The sequence below is a fragment of the Sphingobium sp. AP50 genome (assembly GCF_900109095.1).
In the GTDB taxonomy this organism is placed as follows: Bacteria; Pseudomonadota; Alphaproteobacteria; order Sphingomonadales; family Sphingomonadaceae; genus Sphingobium.
In genome coordinates this window covers 49,631-65,773 of sequence record NZ_FNYZ01000008.1, presented here as the reverse complement: position 1 = coordinate 65,773, position 16,143 = coordinate 49,631, and the positions used below count along the sequence as shown (strand labels likewise).

The 16,143-nt window shown below is 62.0% G+C and carries 14 protein-coding genes and 1 pseudogene; 13 read left to right on the top strand and 2 right to left on the bottom strand.

Features of this window, described 5'->3' with window-relative positions; genetic code table 11:
• Positions 1 to 104 precede the first annotated feature (104 nt).
• Entirely contained in the window at positions 105 to 1,637 is a 1,533-nt protein-coding gene (locus BMY84_RS14400; protein ID WP_143075050.1) for a hypothetical protein, read from the bottom strand.
• Between the two features lie 282 nt (positions 1,638 to 1,919).
• On the opposite strand from BMY84_RS14400, the gene BMY84_RS14395 reads away from it, so the two are divergent.
• The 12 genes and pseudogenes from BMY84_RS14395 to BMY84_RS14350 all read left to right on the top strand — a co-directional run bounded on the left by BMY84_RS14395 (position 1,920) and on the right by BMY84_RS14350 (position 13,415).
• Complete coding sequence (locus BMY84_RS14395) at positions 1,920 to 2,615, top strand: hypothetical protein (RefSeq protein ID WP_093084749.1); 696 nt, start codon at positions 1,920 to 1,922, stop codon at positions 2,613 to 2,615.
• Positions 2,615 to 3,286, top strand: coding sequence for a hypothetical protein (locus BMY84_RS14390; RefSeq protein ID WP_093084748.1), 672 nt, complete (start codon positions 2,615 to 2,617; stop codon positions 3,284 to 3,286). Before BMY84_RS14395 ends, BMY84_RS14390 begins: the two co-directional genes overlap by 1 nt.
• A gap of 172 nt (positions 3,287 to 3,458) precedes the next feature.
• The gene (locus BMY84_RS14385; protein WP_093084746.1) at positions 3,459 to 3,956 is read left to right on the top strand and encodes a hypothetical protein; all 498 of its coding nucleotides are present in this window, start codon (positions 3,459 to 3,461) and stop codon (positions 3,954 to 3,956) included.
• A gap of 388 nt (positions 3,957 to 4,344) precedes the next feature.
• On the top strand, positions 4,345 to 4,791 hold the full coding sequence (locus BMY84_RS30440; protein WP_256215258.1) for an Arm DNA-binding domain-containing protein: 447 nt from the start codon (positions 4,345 to 4,347) through the stop codon (positions 4,789 to 4,791).
• Positions 4,792 to 4,793: 2 nt separating this feature from the next.
• Positions 4,794 to 5,082: pseudogene (locus tag BMY84_RS30825) on the top strand (hypothetical protein).
• 82 nt (positions 5,083 to 5,164) lie between these two features.
• The gene (locus BMY84_RS30435; RefSeq protein ID WP_256215257.1) at positions 5,165 to 5,293 is read left to right on the top strand and encodes a hypothetical protein; all 129 of its coding nucleotides are present in this window, start codon (positions 5,165 to 5,167) and stop codon (positions 5,291 to 5,293) included.
• A gap of 280 nt (positions 5,294 to 5,573) precedes the next feature.
• The gene (locus BMY84_RS14375) at positions 5,574 to 5,663 is read left to right on the top strand and encodes a potassium-transporting ATPase subunit F (RefSeq protein ID WP_093084745.1); all 90 of its coding nucleotides are present in this window, start codon (positions 5,574 to 5,576) and stop codon (positions 5,661 to 5,663) included.
• Between the two features lie 17 nt (positions 5,664 to 5,680).
• Positions 5,681 to 7,384: a potassium-transporting ATPase subunit KdpA gene (kdpA, locus tag BMY84_RS14370; protein ID WP_093084743.1), complete on the top strand. Its 1,704-nt coding sequence runs from the start codon at positions 5,681 to 5,683 to the stop codon at positions 7,382 to 7,384.
• Between the two features lie 16 nt (positions 7,385 to 7,400).
• Positions 7,401 to 9,431: a potassium-transporting ATPase subunit KdpB gene (gene kdpB / locus BMY84_RS14365; RefSeq protein ID WP_093084742.1), complete on the top strand. Its 2,031-nt coding sequence runs from the start codon at positions 7,401 to 7,403 to the stop codon at positions 9,429 to 9,431.
• 11 nt (positions 9,432 to 9,442) lie between these two features.
• Positions 9,443 to 10,033, top strand: a complete 591-nt coding sequence (gene kdpC / locus BMY84_RS14360; RefSeq protein WP_093084740.1) for a potassium-transporting ATPase subunit KdpC — start codon at positions 9,443 to 9,445, stop codon at positions 10,031 to 10,033.
• A complete protein-coding gene (locus tag BMY84_RS14355) occupies positions 10,030 to 12,699 on the top strand; it encodes a sensor histidine kinase (RefSeq protein ID WP_093084739.1) in 2,670 nt (889 codons plus the stop codon). Before kdpC ends, BMY84_RS14355 begins: the two co-directional genes overlap by 4 nt.
• The gene (locus tag BMY84_RS14350; RefSeq protein ID WP_093084737.1) at positions 12,696 to 13,415 is read left to right on the top strand and encodes a response regulator; all 720 of its coding nucleotides are present in this window, start codon (positions 12,696 to 12,698) and stop codon (positions 13,413 to 13,415) included. The genes BMY84_RS14355 and BMY84_RS14350 overlap by 4 nt, the downstream gene beginning before the upstream one ends.
• A gap of 22 nt (positions 13,416 to 13,437) precedes the next feature.
• Here BMY84_RS14350 and BMY84_RS14345 read toward each other — a convergent pair whose 3' ends face one another.
• Positions 13,438 to 15,339 carry a potassium transporter Kup gene (locus BMY84_RS14345; protein ID WP_371262421.1) on the bottom strand — a complete coding sequence of 634 codons (1,902 nt, stop codon included), beginning with the start codon at positions 15,337 to 15,339 and terminating at the stop codon, positions 13,438 to 13,440.
• 222 nt (positions 15,340 to 15,561) lie between these two features.
• Between BMY84_RS14345 and BMY84_RS14340 the strand changes: the two genes are divergently transcribed.
• Positions 15,562 to 15,915: a hypothetical protein gene (locus BMY84_RS14340; protein WP_093084736.1), complete on the top strand. Its 354-nt coding sequence runs from the start codon at positions 15,562 to 15,564 to the stop codon at positions 15,913 to 15,915.
• Positions 15,916 to 16,143: the final 228 nt, after the last annotated feature.

Below are 16,143 nucleotides of genomic sequence, written 5' to 3'. Positions count from 1 at the left end.
AAGTTGTGTAAATGTCTGCCGTCCAAGTCCGATCGGCGAACGCGTATTTTGGTCGACAGCCGCCCTTGGCGGCGAATCTGCGTGAAGCGCAAAATGGATCGTCTCTATCGCCCTTCATCGAGCCAATCCCGCACCGCCTGAGCCGGAGCATCGACGTCTGACAGACGCCTCTTGGACCGGCTGCGAGTCTCAGCCGACAAACTCTCCGCCTGCTGTTTCAGGCCGCTGGTACGTTCAACCGCAGCATTGACTTCAGGCGATCGCCGATCTGGCGGAATAGCTTCCCATATCTCAAGGTATGACACCACTTCAGCTCGCTGCTTTTTAAGCGCCTTCTGGCCGAGCGCCAGTTGGATTTGTTCGGCGCTGAGTTTTGTCCGCTCTGCTGCCAGCTTTATCCGATCGTCCGCCAGTTTCGCTTTCGCGGCATCGATCATGCGCTCGGCTTCGTGCTTTGCCGCCGCAGCTATTGCGCGAGTTTTCGCCAATGCCATCGCGGCCGCACGGGCGACGGTGCGCACCCAATCAGCCCAGCGCGCTCGATAGGCTTCGCGTTCGGGTTCCTGCATGGCCGTTTCATTCATCAAGATGCCGCGCTCGCCATCGTCGGGTCGAAGTTCCAGGGCGTCGTCAACCAGCGCTCGGTTAACAAGGGCTAGCTGTAGAGACGCGATATCTGCATCAGACCGTGCCGCTTCTTTCGCTGCTTCCGCCGCGTGCCTGTCGGCAATGGCCTCGTCGCGTTTGCGCTGCGCGACCTCCACTTCCAGCCGAGCCTCTTTCGCTTTCGCCGCGACTGCATCGGCATCTGCTTGTGCTTGGTCGCGGATCTGCGTGGCCATTTGTTCACTGCGCTGTGTGGCGGCATCCAGCAGTCGTTCTTTCTCCGCTTCTGCCTGTTTTCGGATCGTATCGGCATCCTCTCGGGCAGCATCACGAATCCGATCCGATTCAGCGATACCATCTGCGATCAGATCGCCACCGATCTGGCGGGCATCTTCAAGGCCCTTCACGAGGCCAACGGCCTTGTCCGCCAGTTCGCGCTCCTGATCGACAAGGCGGTCCTCGATTTCCGCGCGATCGTGCGCGGCGACTTCGCGATCTGCCGCAGCGATCTTGCGATCGGTGGCTGAGCCATATGCTTCTGGCGAACTCCAATCGGGCTCAGGTGCCTGCTTCGCCTGACCGCGGATCGCCTGGAAACCACGCGCGCGCAGGAACTTCGCGAACGCATCCTGCAAGGCACGCCCTTGCTGGCGCAGGATATCCTTATCCTCCTTGATCGGCCCAAGCTGATCTTCGGCCATCAGCTTCAAGTGCCTCGACAGACTGATCGCTATCTTCTCGGTGTGCTTGGTCTTCTTCACATAGCGCGGTGCCAGGAACAGATCGGCGTTGGTCAGGGATTTTTCATCTCGGTCCATCCGCGCTGCAAAGACCGCATCGCCACCGAATATGTGCTGAGCGAAATCGACCGCCAGCTTCAGCGCCGCCTCGGCATCCTCCCTCGTCTCCACCGGAACGCTCTCGGGGAATTTTACCAGCAGATGCAGCGCCTTGCCCTTGCCCTTAGGAATGAAGGCCCCCTCGACATGGTGAGTATACAACGTTCCGTAGGACAGCGGATCGTCGCTCACGCCGGCCGGCAGCCACGTCAATGGCGGCACATCGCGCACACGTCGCGCCTGCGACCTTTTATCGCCACGTCTTGCGTGCGTCTCTGCTAGCTCCAGTTCAAGAAAGGTCTGCCGCCTGATGCGGGCCATTGAGTATAAGGACACAGGTCAAACTCTTTTTCGAAGGTACGGAGAAAAAGATAACCCGCTATTCTTTTTTTCGCATCCCCCCGGACGACGAAAAAAAGGCGGGCCGGGCAAGCCCGGACAAATCGCGCCGTTGGCGCGAGCTCGCAGGGCCTGTTGATCGTTGGCCTGACGGCCTCGATCGCCCCTGCTCGCGAAGGCGCCGGCCGCAAGAGCGCCCATCGGAAAGGATGGCACGAGCCTGCGAAGCTGTCGGCCGTGATGAAATTGAAGGTCGGCAGCCTGACCCGGACCCTGTCGGTCCGGCGATCCTCTTGCCAAGAAGGCTTTACCTTGATGCTTACCTACCCGAGCGGCTCCACGCTCGATCCGTCTCTGCGCGTTCTTGCGCTGCCGTTCCACGCCTTGGGTGCCGCCGGTAAAGTCCATGCCGGCGACGGTTTGCCCGCTGGAGCATTCGATGTGGCGTCCGCAAACCTCGTCATAGCTGCCACGCCCTGTAGCGCTCCGTTGTTCCGGCCTGCGATCGACAAGGCATGCCGACGGACGGATCGTGACGTCATGTTGGTGCGGACCGGCCTGTTTCCGGAAACACTCGATCCGGTTTCCGTCGATTTGGCACTGTCTTACCCGGGCGGCCCGCTAATCATCAATGATCTGGCGTTCATGCGGCGGAGTGACGGCAGTCTATGGCTTGTCCCTCAGCGCCTCGGGCCGTTCGTGGAAATTCGGACGGATGGCTTGGCGCTCACGACCACGCCGCCGTTTGCGACCTGGGATGAGCGATGCGATGGCACCAGCCGCGCCGCTTCGCAAATTGTTCGGATCGTAAACCGCAGGGGTGCATTTTGATGGCTGCCCGCACAAAGCCCGCGCGCATCGCGGTCAAGCAGGCTCTGGTTCCTGTGCCTGTCAAAGCCATCGTAACCGATCCAGATGACCCGCTGACGTGGCTTTACACGAACCCGAAAGGCAGCAGCGACAGCGGTTTGGTCTTTGGCGTGCTCCGGCGAAACTATGGCGACCGTTTGAACAGTGCGGCGGAATTCGCGCGGCGCAAGATGCAGCCGATCGCGCCCGCTGGCGATCCGATGGCCTCGCCGTGGCGCACGACCGCAGAGCGTATAGATGTCGTCCTTCCGCCGGGCACCGACGATAGCCTAGCTGATGCAGAGACAATCCTGACCCGGATGGATGAACACGCCGTCGCGCATCAGAAGGCGTTGCTGGTTTACCTTACTCTGCCTTTCCAGGACGGCGACCGACTGCACATGGGGTGGGAACGATGCCGTGACTTCGCCCGGCTCATCGGGCGCGAACGCGGCCTTGCCTCAGTTCTGATTCTCCATGCGCCGGGTGCGATAGGTGCGCCACACCCGCCGCACTGCCACCTGCTGATCGTTCCGCGAACGACCGAGCTTGGCCTTCGGTACGGTGTGTATGATGACGAGTTGACGTGCGATCAGGGGCAAGCCGTCATTGAAGCGATGTGGCGCCGACACCTCGTGGATGACCGAGCATAAACAGCGCTATCGTCGGTGGCTCACCGATCGGCGGAAAGCAGCCCGGACCTGGCTTCGACCATGGTCCGGGTTTTTCGTGACACACGCGGCCGCGGCGGGGCCGCTGCCGGTTGAATGGAATGAAGGTGGAAGGTCGATCCCCATGGGGGGATGAAAATGAAGGAAGACCTGAATGAATACCGCCGACACCGCCCTCGACACCGCTCGCCGTCACGTCGAAGCTGTGAGCAAGATGCTGCTCGGAAACAAAAAAATGGGAGCGCGCCTCTCGATAGTCGCAGCCGACCCGCTCACGCCGACCACCCTCACCAACATCGCCGTTACGGCGAAGCATGCCAATGCGGATATCGTCGTCCTCGAGTTCGACTTTACGGTGCCAGAGCCGCAAATGCGGGGCATCGCGCTGATCGCGCCACGAGACGGTGCAGTATATGTCCATAGCGGTTGTCGCTTGGCGCTGGCGCCCGGCAGTCGCATTGCGCGCTTGCTGCCCCGAGAAGGCGGGCGTGGTCATTTTCAGATCATGACGGACGAGATCATCCAGCGCGACAGTAAGCCGGTGAACCTCATGAATGGAATCGAGCGCGCGGCGTCCCGACTGCGCCAGCTTGTCGCAGATGGGGTCGATATGAGCGGACAAATGTCCGTACATCTGGCGGAGGCGGCGTGACAGCACGGTCACGAAAGACCGGCAATTGGTGAAGATCAGGTCGGGGCCGCTAAGGCCCCGGCCTGTCCGGCGTTCAATCGCCAAGTAGATTGACCAACCAAGCTGGTCCGCATAGGCTGATCTCCACGTACAGAGCATGGGTACAAAAGCAGGTTGGGTGAAGCCCGAAAACCCGCAGAAATTCGAGCCTGGGGCTCAATGCAAGGCCTCCCGTAGGGGTCACCAAAATACTCTCTCAGAGAGTATCAGATGGTGCCAGGAATGGCGGATTTCTGCGGTTTTTCGTGGTATAGGTATCCCATACGGAGCGGTCTTGGACCACCGGATACCAGCATCTTGATGGTATATCTGATGGTAGCGTGGCCCTCCCCCAAAAGGAGGTACCGTCATGGCGCTTACCGCCGTTGCGATCAAGAATGCCAAGGGCAACGCCAGGCCTTATAAACTCACAGACAGCGATGGCCTGTTCCTCTATGTAATGCCCAATGGCGGGCGCTACTGGCGGATGAACTACCGCCACATGGGGAAGCAGAAGACCCTTGCCTTCGGCGTCTATCCCGACACCAGCCTTGCCGATGCCCGCGAGCGGCGCGACGCCGCCCGCAAGGTGCTGGCGAAGGACGACGATCCTGCCGAGAAGATCAAGTTGGATCGTATTGCCGCCTCGGTGGCCGCTTCCAACAGCTTCAAAGCCGTCGCCGACGAATGGTTGATGAAGGTGGAGCGCGAAGGCCGCTCTGCCATCACGATGATAAACTGCGCTGACTGCTGGCCTTCATCAACGCCTCTCTCGGCAAGCGTCCAGTCACCGCCATCACCACGCAGGAAGTCTTGACCATGCTGCGCAAGATGGAGGGCAAGGGCAAATACGAGACAGCCAAGCGCGCGCAGTACATGCAGCCAGATATTCCGCTACGCCATCGCCACGGCCCGTGCAGAGCGTGACGTGGCGGCAGACCTGCGGGGCGCATTGATCGCGCCCCAGCCTGCGCAGAAAATGCGGGTGGGCTGTTACGGGCTATCGAAACGTTCCAGGATTTCGCCAACACCAAGGCGGCGCTCCGACTTCTCCCCATGTGTTCGTGCGCCCTGGGGAGCTACGCCATGCCGAATGGGCCGACTTTGATTCAGCAAATTTTTGCAGCCGAGTGGCCATAATTGCTCCCTGTCAGCGCCGCTTGACGGCGCCCGAAAAGGCTTGGCTCATCATGAGCGAAGTCGCGCCACAACCCTGCGGCGTGCCAGAGGATATGGCTCAACCGACCATTTTTTCTCCAGATCGGGAAGGCGCAATCGGCATAGATTTTTCGAAATACGAAGAGTCGCTGCGGCGATAAAAGCTACGATAAAACGCCCGATTTCAGCGGCCTTTGTCACAAAAATATGCCAATCATACGCAAATACTATGCGTTCCATCTGTTCCCGCTCTCGAATTCAAACGCGGCCCTGCCCTAGTTGAAGCGCTGCATAGGACCCGATGCCGCATCTCCTGCGGCTCCGGCGTCATGCGGGAGATTTCACATGCAGGACATCCTCTGGATCGGCCTCACCCTGGGCTTGCTGGCGGCGACGCTTGGCTATGCGGCCCTGTGCGACAATGCATAAGAGGGCACAGCCATGACCATCGACCTCTGGCTGGCGGCAATCACCGCGCTCGGCCTTCTTCTCTATCTGGTGGCCGTGCTCGCACGCCCCGAACGCTTCTGATCGGGGGGGGCGAAACCATGACATTCCAGGGATGGATATTGATCCTGGCCTTCGTCGGCCTATTGCTGGCGCTGGCAAAGCCGATGGGCCTGTGGCTCTTTGCCCTTTATGAAGGGCGCCGAACGCCGCTTCATGCGGTGCTGGAGCCGGTCGAACGCGGTTTCTACAAACTCTCCGGCATCGATCCGACCCAGGAGCAGGGCTGGCGCCGCTATGCGGTCCACATGCTCATCTTCAACGCGGTGCTGCTTTTCTTCACTTATGCGATCCTGCGGTTTCAGGGCGTATTGCCGCTCAATCCGCTGGGCTATCCAGGTCTGAGCGAGCATCTGTCGTTCAATACGGCGGTCAGCTTCACCACCAACACCAACTGGCAAAGCTATGGCGGGGAATCGACAATGTCGAACCTCAGCCAGATGCTGGGCCTGACCATCCATAATTTCCTGTCGGCGGCGACCGGCATTGCGCTGGCCTTTGCGCTGTTCCGGGGCTTTGCCCGACGGGAGGCAAAGGGCATCGGCAATTTCTGGGCCGATATGACGCGGATCACCCTCTATCTGCTGTTGCCGGCCTGTTTCCTCTACGCGCTGTTCCTGATCGCCAGCGGCGTGCCGCAGACCCTGGCGGCATCGGTTGATGTTACCACGCTGGAAGGCGCGCGGCAGACGCTGGCGCTGGGACCGGTCGCTTCGCAGGAGGCGATCAAGATGCTGGGCACCAATGGTGGCGGCTTCTTCAACGCCAACAGCGCGCATCCGTTCGAAAATCCAGGCGCGCTCACCAATTTCGTCCAGATGCTGTCCATCTTCCTCATTGGCGTCGGCCTGACCTATACCTTCGGCAAGGCGGTCGGCAATGTGCGGCAGGGCTGGGCGATACTGGCGGCCATGACGTTTTTGTTCCTCCTGGGCACGGCCGTCACCTACTGGCAGGAGGCGGCGGGCAATCCGGTGCTGCACCATCTGGGCATCGCCGGGGGCAATATGGAGGGGAAGGAAGTCCGCTTCGGCATCGCCGCCTCCGCCCTTTTCTCGGTCGTCACGACGGCCGCAAGCTGTGGCGCCGTCAACGCCATGCATGACAGTTTTACCGCGCTGGGCGGCATGATCCCGCTGATTAATATCCAACTGGGCGAAGTCGTCGTCGGTGGCGTGGGCGCAGGCATCTATGGCTTCCTGCTGTTCGCCATCCTCGCCGTGTTCGTCGCGGGACTGATGGTTGGTCGCACGCCGGAATATGTCGGCAAGAAGATCGAAAGTCGGGAAGTGAAGCTGGCGGTTCTGGCCATCGCCGTGCTGCCGCTGATGATCCTGGGCTTTTCGGCGCTGGCATCGGTCTTGCCGGCGGGTCTGGCCGGACCGCTGAACAAGGGGCCGCATGGCTTCTCCGAAATCCTCTACGCCTTCACATCGGCCGTGGGTAATAACGGGTCCGCCTTTGCCGGCCTGTCCGCCAACACGCCCTTCTATAATGGCCTGCTGGGTGTCGCGATGTGGATCGGCCGTTTCTTCATCATCGTGCCGATGCTGGCGATCGCCGGCGGTCTGGCCGTGAAGAAATATACGCCGGCAACGACAGGCAGCTTCCCCACCACCGGGCCGCTCTGGACCGGCCTCCTGGTCGGCATCATCCTCATCGTGGGTGGCCTCACCTTCCTGCCCGGCCTCGCCCTTGGCCCGATCGCCGATCATCTCGCGATGATCAACGGCCAGACATTCTAAAGATTGGAGCATATAAATGGCACGCACCGCGTCCAAATCGCTCTTCACCGCCGACCTGATCCTGCCTGCGTGTCGAGACGCCTTCCGCAAACTCAAGCCGAAGGAACTGATCCGCAATCCGGTGATGTTCACCACCGCCGTCGTCGCGGTGCTGCTGACCGTCCTGCTCGTCGTCGGGCAGGACGGGCTATCGATCGGCTTCAAGCTGCAACTGGTCATCTGGCTGTGGCTGACCGTGTTGTTCGGCACCTTCGCCGAAGCCATTGCCGAAGGGCGCGGCAAGGCGCAGGCCGCCTCACTGCGCGCGACCAAGGCGGAACTGACCGCCAAGCGCCTGAAAGGCGACGGCCGAGACTATGACGATGTCCCGGCCAGCGCGCTGAAGCTGGGTGATGCCGTGCTGGTCGAAACCGGCGACCTGATCCCGTCCGATGGCGAAGTCGTATCCGGTGTCGCGTCGGTCAACGAAGCCGCCATCACCGGCGAATCCGCGCCGGTGATCCGCGAGGCCGGCGGCGACCGCTCGGCCGTGACGGCGGGCACCCGTGTCATCTCCGATGAAATCCGGGTGCGCGTGACGGTCAATCCGGGGCAGGGCTTCCTGGACCGCATGATCGCACTGGTCGAGGGTGCGGAACGGCAGAAGACTCCCAACGAGATTGCGCTGACGCTGCTGCTGGTGGGCCTGACCATCATCTTCCTGATCGCGGTCGGCACGATTCCCGGTTTCGCCAGCTATGCGGGCGGCGCGATCCCCGTATCGATCCTGGCCGCGCTGCTCATCACCCTGATCCCCACCACCATCGCGGCCCTGCTGTCGGCGATCGGCATTGCCGGCATGGATCGACTGGTGCGCTTCAACGTGCTCGCCAAGTCGGGCCGCGCGGTCGAGGCGGCGGGCGATATCGACGTGCTGCTGCTCGACAAGACCGGCACGATCACGGTCGGCGATCGTCAGGCGACGGAGTTCCGCACCGTCGGGGCTATGAAGCAGGCCGATCTTGCCGAAGCCGCGCTGCTCGCCAGCCTGGCGGACGAAACCCCGGAGGGCCGCTCGATCGTCCTGCTCGCGCGCGAGGCATTTGCACAGACCACGACGGTTTTGCCGGGCGGAGCGGAGGTCATTCCCTTCACCGCCCAGACCCGTATTTCGGGCGTGCAGGCCGGCGGATCGACAATCATCAAAGGGGCGGTGGATTCCGTGCTCAAAGCGATCGACGGCCAGCCGGAAGGGGAGGCTGAACTGCGCCGCATCACGGACGAGATTGCGCGCGCAGGCGGCACGCCGCTTGCGGTGGCGAAGGATGGCGAACTGCTGGGGGCCATCTTCCTGAAGGACATCGTCAAGGCCGGCATCCGCGAGCGCTTCGGGGAACTGCGGCAGATGGGCATCCGCACGGTGATGATCACCGGCGACAATCCTCTGACCGCCGCCAGCATCGCGGCCGAGGCGGGCGTGGACGATTTCCTGGCTCAGGCGACGCCGGAGGACAAGCTGGCCCTGATCCGCAAGGAACAGGAGGGCGGCTGCCTTGTCGCCATGTGCGGCGACGGCACCAATGACGCGCCCGCACTGGCGCAGGCGGATGTCGGCGTCGCCATGAATACCGGCACGCAGGCGGCGCGCGAAGCGGGCAATATGGTCGATCTCGACAGCGATCCGACCAAGCTGATCGAGGTTGTGGGGCTCGGCAAGCAATTGCTCATGACGCGCGGCGCGCTCACCACCTTCTCGGTCGCCAATGATGTCGCCAAATATTTCGCGATCATCCCGGCGATGTTCGTGGTGCTCTATCCGGGGCTCGGCGTGCTCAATGTCATGGGCCTCGCCACGCCGCAAAGCGCGATCCTGTCCGCGATCATCTTCAACGCATTGATCATTCCGCTGCTGGTGCCGCTGGCGCTGAAGGGCGTGACCTATCGCCCGATCGGCGCCGGGCCGCTGCTGGCGCGCAACCTGGCCATCTATGGTCTGGGCGGGCTGGTCGCGCCCTTTGTCGGCATCAAGATCATCGACCTGGCCGTCAACGGCCTTGGCCTCGCCTGAGGAATTTCTCCATGAACAAGGACATCATCACATCGCTCCGGCCCGCTCTGGTCATGACGATCCTCTTCGCCATGCTGCTGGGCCTTGCCTATCCGCTGACCCTGACCGGCATCGGCCAGATGGTCTTCCCGTCTCAGGCCAATGGCAGTCTGATCGAGCAGGATGGCAAGATCATCGGGTCGGAACGGGTCGGACAGGGCTTTACGTCCGATCGTTACTTCTCCTCGCGCCCTTCGGCCGCAGGCAAGGGCTATGACGGCCTTGCTTCTTCGGGGTCCAACCTTGGCCCGGCAAGCCAGGTGCTGGTTGATCGGGTCAAGGCCGACAGCGAGAAGCTGACACAGGCCAATCCCGGCCAGCCGATCCCCGCCGATCTGGTGACGGCTTCGGCGTCCGGCCTCGATCCCGACATCACGCCGCAAGCGGCCTATTATCAGGTCGACCGGATAGCGCGGGTGCGCGGGCTTGCGGCGACCGATGTCCGCGCGCTGGTCGATCAGCATATCGAACAGCCGCTCCTTGGCTTTCTGGGCGAACCGCGCGTCAACGTCCTTGAAATCAATCGACGGCTGGACCGGATCGGCGCTACCACCGTCCGATGAATGATCCCGATCGCCGCGATCCCGAAGCCTTCCTGCGCGCCGCCGCGCAGGAAGGTCGCGGCCGTCTCAAGATATTCCTGGGCGCCGCGCCCGGCGTCGGCAAGACCTATGAGATGCTGACCGACGGCATGCAGCGGCGCAAGGCCGGCATCGACGTCGTCGTCGGCGTGGTCGAAACCCACGGACGCAAGGAAACGGAAGCGCTGCTCGCCGGCCATGAGATCATCGCACGGCATGATGTCGACCATAGGGGCCATCGGCTGGGCGAGATGGACCTCGACGCCATTCTGGAGCGCCGCCCGGCGCTGGTGCTGGTCGATGAACTGGCGCACAGCAATGCGACCGGCAGCCGCCATCCCAAACGCTATCAGGATATCGAGGAACTGCTCGACGCGGGCATAGACGTCTATTCGACCGTCAATATCCAGCATGTGGAGAGCCTGAACGACGTCGTCGCCTCCTTCACGCGGGTTCGCGTGCGCGAAACCGTGCCGGACTCGATCCTGGAAATGGCCGAGATCGAGGTGGTGGACATACCGCCCGACGAACTGATCGAGCGGCTGAAGGACGGCAAGGTCTATATCCCGCAGGAAGCGACCCGCGCGCTCGGCCATTTCTTTTCCAAGTCGAACCTCACCGCCCTGCGCGAAATGGCGCTGCGTCGCGCCGCACAGGCGGTCGACGCGCAGATGCTGGACTATGTCCGCGCCCATGCGCTGGCGGGCAGCTTTGCCGCGGGTGAGCGCATCCTCGTCGCGATCAGCGAAGTGCCCGGCGCACAAGGCCTCGTCCGCGCCGCCAAACGGCTGGCCGATGCGCTCAAGGCGCCCTGGTCGGCCGTGCATATCGAAACCCAGCGCAGCCTGACGTTCACCGCGCAGGAACGCGAGCAACTGGCTGACACCATGGCGCTCGCCTCCCGGCTGGGCGCGACCACCGCGACCATCCCGGCGCCGTCCGTGTTCGAAGGGCTGCGCCATTATGTTCGCGACGCCCGCGCCACCCAGATTGTGATCGGCAAGTCGGCCCGGTCCTGGTGGTTCGAACGGCGCCATGGATCGGTGGTCGACCGGCTGGTCCGCGAGATTAATGATGTCGCCATCCATGTCCTGCCCGGTGATGCCACCGCACCCGGCCGGAAGGCGGCGGGCAGGCCGCTGCGTCAGGGCTGGGGCAGGCCGATCGACTATCTCTGGTCGATCCTGATGATCGCCGGCATGACCGCGCTGGGGCGGATGCTGCTTGAAGTCATAGACCTCGGCAATATCGCCTTGCTCTACCTTGTCCCGGTGATGTTCGCGGCGGCCAGCTTCGGCCTGCGCGCAGGGCTGTTTTCCGGCCTTCTGTCCAGCCTTGCCTATAATTTCTTCTTCCTGCCGCCCACCGGCACGCTGACCGTCAGCAATCCCGAAAATATCATCAGCATCCTCGTCCTGCTGGGCGTCGCGATCGTGACCAGCCAGTTTGCCGCGCGGGTCCGCGCGCAGGCGGACTTGGCCCAGTCCAGCGCGCGGCAAAATGCCGCTCTGGCCGGCTTTTCGCGCCATCTCACTGCCGCCTCCAGTCAGGAGGAATTGATGCAGGCCATCTGCGCCGAAGTCGCGCGGCTATTTTCGGTCCGCACCGTCCTGCTCCTGCCGTCCCGCGATGGCCCGCAACTGCGCGCAGCCTTCCCGCCCGAAGACCGGCTGGAACAGATTGAAAAGGCGGCAGCGCAATGGGCGATGGACAATGAACAACCCGCCGGGCGCGGATCATCAACCCTTACCGCGTCGGACTGGCTGTTCCATCCGCTGCGCACGACGCGCGGGGTTCTGGGCGTCCTGGGCCTCGCCCGCGAAGATGCGGGCGAACCGCTCCGGTCCGACCAGATTCCCCTGCTCATGAGCCTGCTCGATCAGGCCTCGATCGCCTTCGATCGCATGGCGCTGGAGGAGGAAATGCTCGACGCCCGTCAGATACGCGAGCGGGACCGGCTGCGGTCTGCGCTGCTTTCCTCGGTCAGCCATGATCTGCGCACGCCCCTCACCACCATCATCTCCGCCGTCCACGAATTGCGCCGCGATCAGCCCTCCGACCTGCTTGATTCCGTGGCGGCCGAAGCCCAGCGCCTCAATCGTTTCGTCGCCAACCTGCTCGACATGGCGCGGGTGGAGGCGGGCGCCCTGCCGCTCAAACTCGAACCGACCGACCTGTTCGACGCGGTGGCCAGCGCCGTGCATGACAGCCGCCAGTCGCTGCTGGGGCATGAGGTGCAGGTCGATATCCCGCCCGACATCCCACTCGTTCGCGTCGATCCGACCCTGCTGCACCATTGTCTGATCAACCTGCTCGACAATGCCGGCCGCTATGCCGATTCCGGCACGCCGGTCCTGATCCGGGGCCTGCGCCTGCCCGATGCGATCAGCCTCTCCGTCATCGATGAAGGGCCGGGCATCCCGGCCGGGGCGGAAATGCGGGTGTTCGATACCTTCACCCGGCTGGAGGGATCGGACCGGGGCAGGCAGGGCACCGGCCTTGGCCTCGCCATCGTGAAGGGCTTTGCGGAGGCGATGGGCCTTTCCGTCTCCGCCGCCAACAGGGCTCAGCCACTGGGCGCCTGCTTCACCCTCACTATGCCGCAGGCGCTGATCATCACCGAATTGCCCCATGAGGATATCCCATGAAATTGCGCCACAAGGTGCTGGTCGTCGATGACGAACCACATATCCGCAAACTGATCCATACGGCGCTGACGCGGGCCGACTATGCCGTGATCGAGGCGGCCAATGCGCGTCAGGCGCTCGAACGGCTGAAGGAAGCCCGGCCGGACATCAGCCTGCTCGATCTGGGGCTGCCCGATCGGGACGGGCTGGAACTGGTGCCGATCTTCAAGCAGCAGTCCGACACCACGCTGATCATCGTGTCCGCGCGCGAGGCGACCGATGATAAGGTCGCCGCGCTGGATCTGGGCGCGGACGATTATCTGACCAAGCCGTTCGACACTGAAGAGCTTCTGGCGCGCGTCCGGGTGGCGCTGCGCAACCGCATGGCGCGGGATGGCGGGATATCGATGGTGCGGGCGGGGGATGTGGAGATCGACCTGGTCGCCCATATCGTCCGCAAGGGCGGACGGGAGGTGCATCTGACGCCCAAGGAATATGGGGTTTTGGCACAATTGGCCAAATTCCCCGGCCGGGTCATCACCCATCAGCAGATCATGGCGCATGTCTGGCCGGCCGAACAGGAGCATCATGTCGAATATTTGCGGGTTCTGGTGCGCACCCTGCGGCAGAAGCTGGAGGATGATCCGCAACGGCCCCGGATCATCGGCAATGAATTGGGGATCGGTTATCGGCTGCGCTTCACCGAAGAGGGCGAAACCGAGGAATTTGCGCCCTGAACCGACCGGCCTGGACAGGCCTTCAAATCTCCACCTGCGATCCCAATTCGACAACGCGGTTGGTGGGCAGTTTGAAAAATTCCATCGGCGTTTCCGCATTGCGGATCATCCAGGCGAAGAATTTCTCGCGCCAGATCGCCATGCCCGGCTTGTCCGAGGGGATAAGCGTCTGGCGGCTCAGGAAATAGCTGGTGTCGCTGATATTGATGGGTCGCCCGCAACCCTTCACGGTCTTCATGGCGGCGGGGATATCGACATCTTCCATGAAACCATGGCGCCATATCACACGATAGAAGCCTTCGCCCCAGTCCGTCACCTCTGCGCGACCGGCAAGCGGCAGATGCGGCACAGCTTCCGTCCGCACGGTCAGGATGATGATGCGCCCATGCAAAATCTTGTTATGCTTTACATTGTGGAGCAGCGCTGGCGGCACCCCTTCCACCCGCGATGACAGGAAGATCGCGGTCCCCGCTACACGCTTGAGTGAATGGGATACCGACTGGATGAACAGCGGCACCTCCATCGCGCCTTCGTTCAGATAATGGTGCATGATCCTGCGCCCCTTGAACCAGGTGGTGAGCGCCATGAAAGTCACCGCCGCCACCAGCAGCGGGAACCAGCCACCATCCGGTATCTTCGTGGCGTTCGACGCGAAATAGGCGCCGTCAATCAGCAGGAACAGGCCGGTGGTTGCCCCCGCAAGCCAGGGATTCCAGCGCCAGACGCTGAAGGTCAGCACGCCCATCATGCAGGCGGTGATGACCATCGTGCCGGTCACGGCGATGCCATAGGCTGCGGCCAGGTTGCTGGACGATCTGAAACCGATGACCAGTAGCAGGACGAGGATAAGGAGCGCCCAGTTGACCAGCGGCACATAGATCTGCCCGGCTGCCGATGCGCTGGTATGTTCGATCCTGAGGCGCGGCAGGAAGCCAAGCTGAACTGCTTGCTGCGTGACTGAGAAAGCGCCGGAAATGACCGCTTGGCTGGCAATGACGGTCGCCATGGTCGCCAGAATGACGAGCGGCAGACGCACCCATTCAGGTGCCAGAAGAAAGAAGGGGTTGGCTACGGCCGCCGGATTGGCGAGCAGAAGCGCGCCTTGCCCCATATAGTTGAGGAGAAGGCAGGGGAAGGCTGCGTAAAGCCAGGATATGCTGATCGCCTTGCGCCCGAAATGCCCCATGTCCGCATAGAGCGCTTCCGCGCCCGTCACTGCGAGTACAACCGAACCCAGCGCAAGGAAGGCGAGTTTGGGGTCGATCAGGAAGAAATGGACCGCCCACCAGGGATTGACGATGCCGATGATCGAAGGGTGTTGCACCAGATTGATGATGCCCAGCGCGGCCAACACCAGAAAATAGATGACCATGATCGGGCCGAAGAGGGCGCCGACCCTTGCCGTTCCATGTTTCTGGATCAGGAACAGGCCGATCAGGATAATGATAGCGATCGGCAGGACGTAAGCCGCAAAACCATCATTGACGACGGTCAGACCCTCGACCGCCGACAGCACCGACATGGCCGGGGTGATGATCGCGTCGCCATAGAAGAGGGCTGTGGCCAGGACGCCCAGCATGACAATGGCCGGCGTCCATCTGGTTTCGCCGAGCTTGCGGGAAATGAGCGCGAGCAGCGCCATGCTGCCCCCCTCGCCCTTATTGTCTGCCCGCATGACGATGAACACATATTTGAGCGTGACGAGCAGCGTCATCGTCCAGAATATTAGCGACAACACGCCAAAGATATGATCGGCATCCACCGTCAGCGGATGATGGCCGATGAAACTTTCTTTCAGCGCGTAAAGGGGAGACGTGCCGATATCACCGAACACCACCCCAAGCGCGCCCAGAGCGAGGATGGGCAGTTTCCCATGCGCGCTGTGCCCCTGCTCCGCAGGCGCGCTCGGTTCTTCGGTCGTCAACGAATATGCTCACCCTGTTGCGCATCTTCCATCGCACAAAGTCGCATTTTATTGCCATATGAGCTTTGCGCCATTCGCATAGAAATTCCATATGATTTTGCCGGAAAAGCGATGAATATCGCCGATTTCTATGCAATCTCAATGGAAAGGCGCCTTTCCTCCTCTCGCGTTCCTATGCGCGCCTGTCTATTTGGACGGCCTCTTTTTTGAGAGGTGATCGTCATGGTTCAGTGGCACGAAAAACTGGTCGCAAGGATTGGTATCAGGGTCATCGGGCTGGCACTGCTGGGCACGGCGTGGATGGAGGGCCTGTGGTTGCAGGACCTGATGGCAGCCAAACCGTCCGCTGATGCGTCGTTGGCACAGATATTGCTGGCGGCGCTGATGTTCGCCAGCGTGAGTCTGGGTCTCATGCTCACCATTATAGGCGCGGGGCTGTGGAAGCCGGTGCAGGTATCGGATCGCTGGACGACCAGCGTGCCGATACCGGTCGTGGGCGATCTGGAGGCAACGCTCTTTTCGGTGTATCCAACGCGGCATCGCGACAAGTCCGAAAATATCGAAAATATGATGTGATTGCTTTTTCCTGCTCCCGATATCAAATGCCGGCCTGCATTAGCTCCCCCGCATCGCCAAACGGTTCTGAGGCGTCCGGAGTGCGGCGCAAAGATCGCTGACCTGCCAAGGGAGAAACAAAAAAGGCGACGCCGGAGCGTCGCCCTTATCTGGTGCGTACTGACACTTGTTAACTGCCAGACCGCGATCTCTGAAACATGAAGATGTCACGGAGGCGAAATGCAGTCA

Bases quoted from the DNA above. Each gene is read 5' to 3' on its own strand.
- kdpA (WP_093084743.1), top strand. From the start codon at position 5,681: ATGACATTCCAGGGATGGATATTGATCCTGGCCTTCGTCGGCCTATTG.
- BMY84_RS14375 (WP_093084745.1), top strand. From the start codon at position 5,574: ATGACCATCGACCTCTGGCTGGCGGCAATCACCGCGCTCGGCCTTCTT.
- kdpB (WP_093084742.1), top strand. From the start codon at position 7,401: ATGGCACGCACCGCGTCCAAATCGCTCTTCACCGCCGACCTGATCCTG.
- BMY84_RS14340 (WP_093084736.1), top strand. From the start codon at position 15,562: ATGGTTCAGTGGCACGAAAAACTGGTCGCAAGGATTGGTATCAGGGTC.
- BMY84_RS30440 (WP_256215258.1), top strand. From the start codon at position 4,345: ATGGCGCTTACCGCCGTTGCGATCAAGAATGCCAAGGGCAACGCCAGG.
- kdpC (WP_093084740.1), top strand. From the start codon at position 9,443: ATGAACAAGGACATCATCACATCGCTCCGGCCCGCTCTGGTCATGACG.
- BMY84_RS14355 (WP_093084739.1), top strand. From the start codon at position 10,030: ATGAATGATCCCGATCGCCGCGATCCCGAAGCCTTCCTGCGCGCCGCC.
- BMY84_RS14350 (WP_093084737.1), top strand. From the start codon at position 12,696: ATGAAATTGCGCCACAAGGTGCTGGTCGTCGATGACGAACCACATATC.
- BMY84_RS14390 (WP_093084748.1), top strand. From the start codon at position 2,615: ATGGCTGCCCGCACAAAGCCCGCGCGCATCGCGGTCAAGCAGGCTCTG.
- BMY84_RS14385 (WP_093084746.1), top strand. From the start codon at position 3,459: ATGAATACCGCCGACACCGCCCTCGACACCGCTCGCCGTCACGTCGAA.
- BMY84_RS30435 (WP_256215257.1), top strand. From the start codon at position 5,165: ATGAGCGAAGTCGCGCCACAACCCTGCGGCGTGCCAGAGGATATGGCT.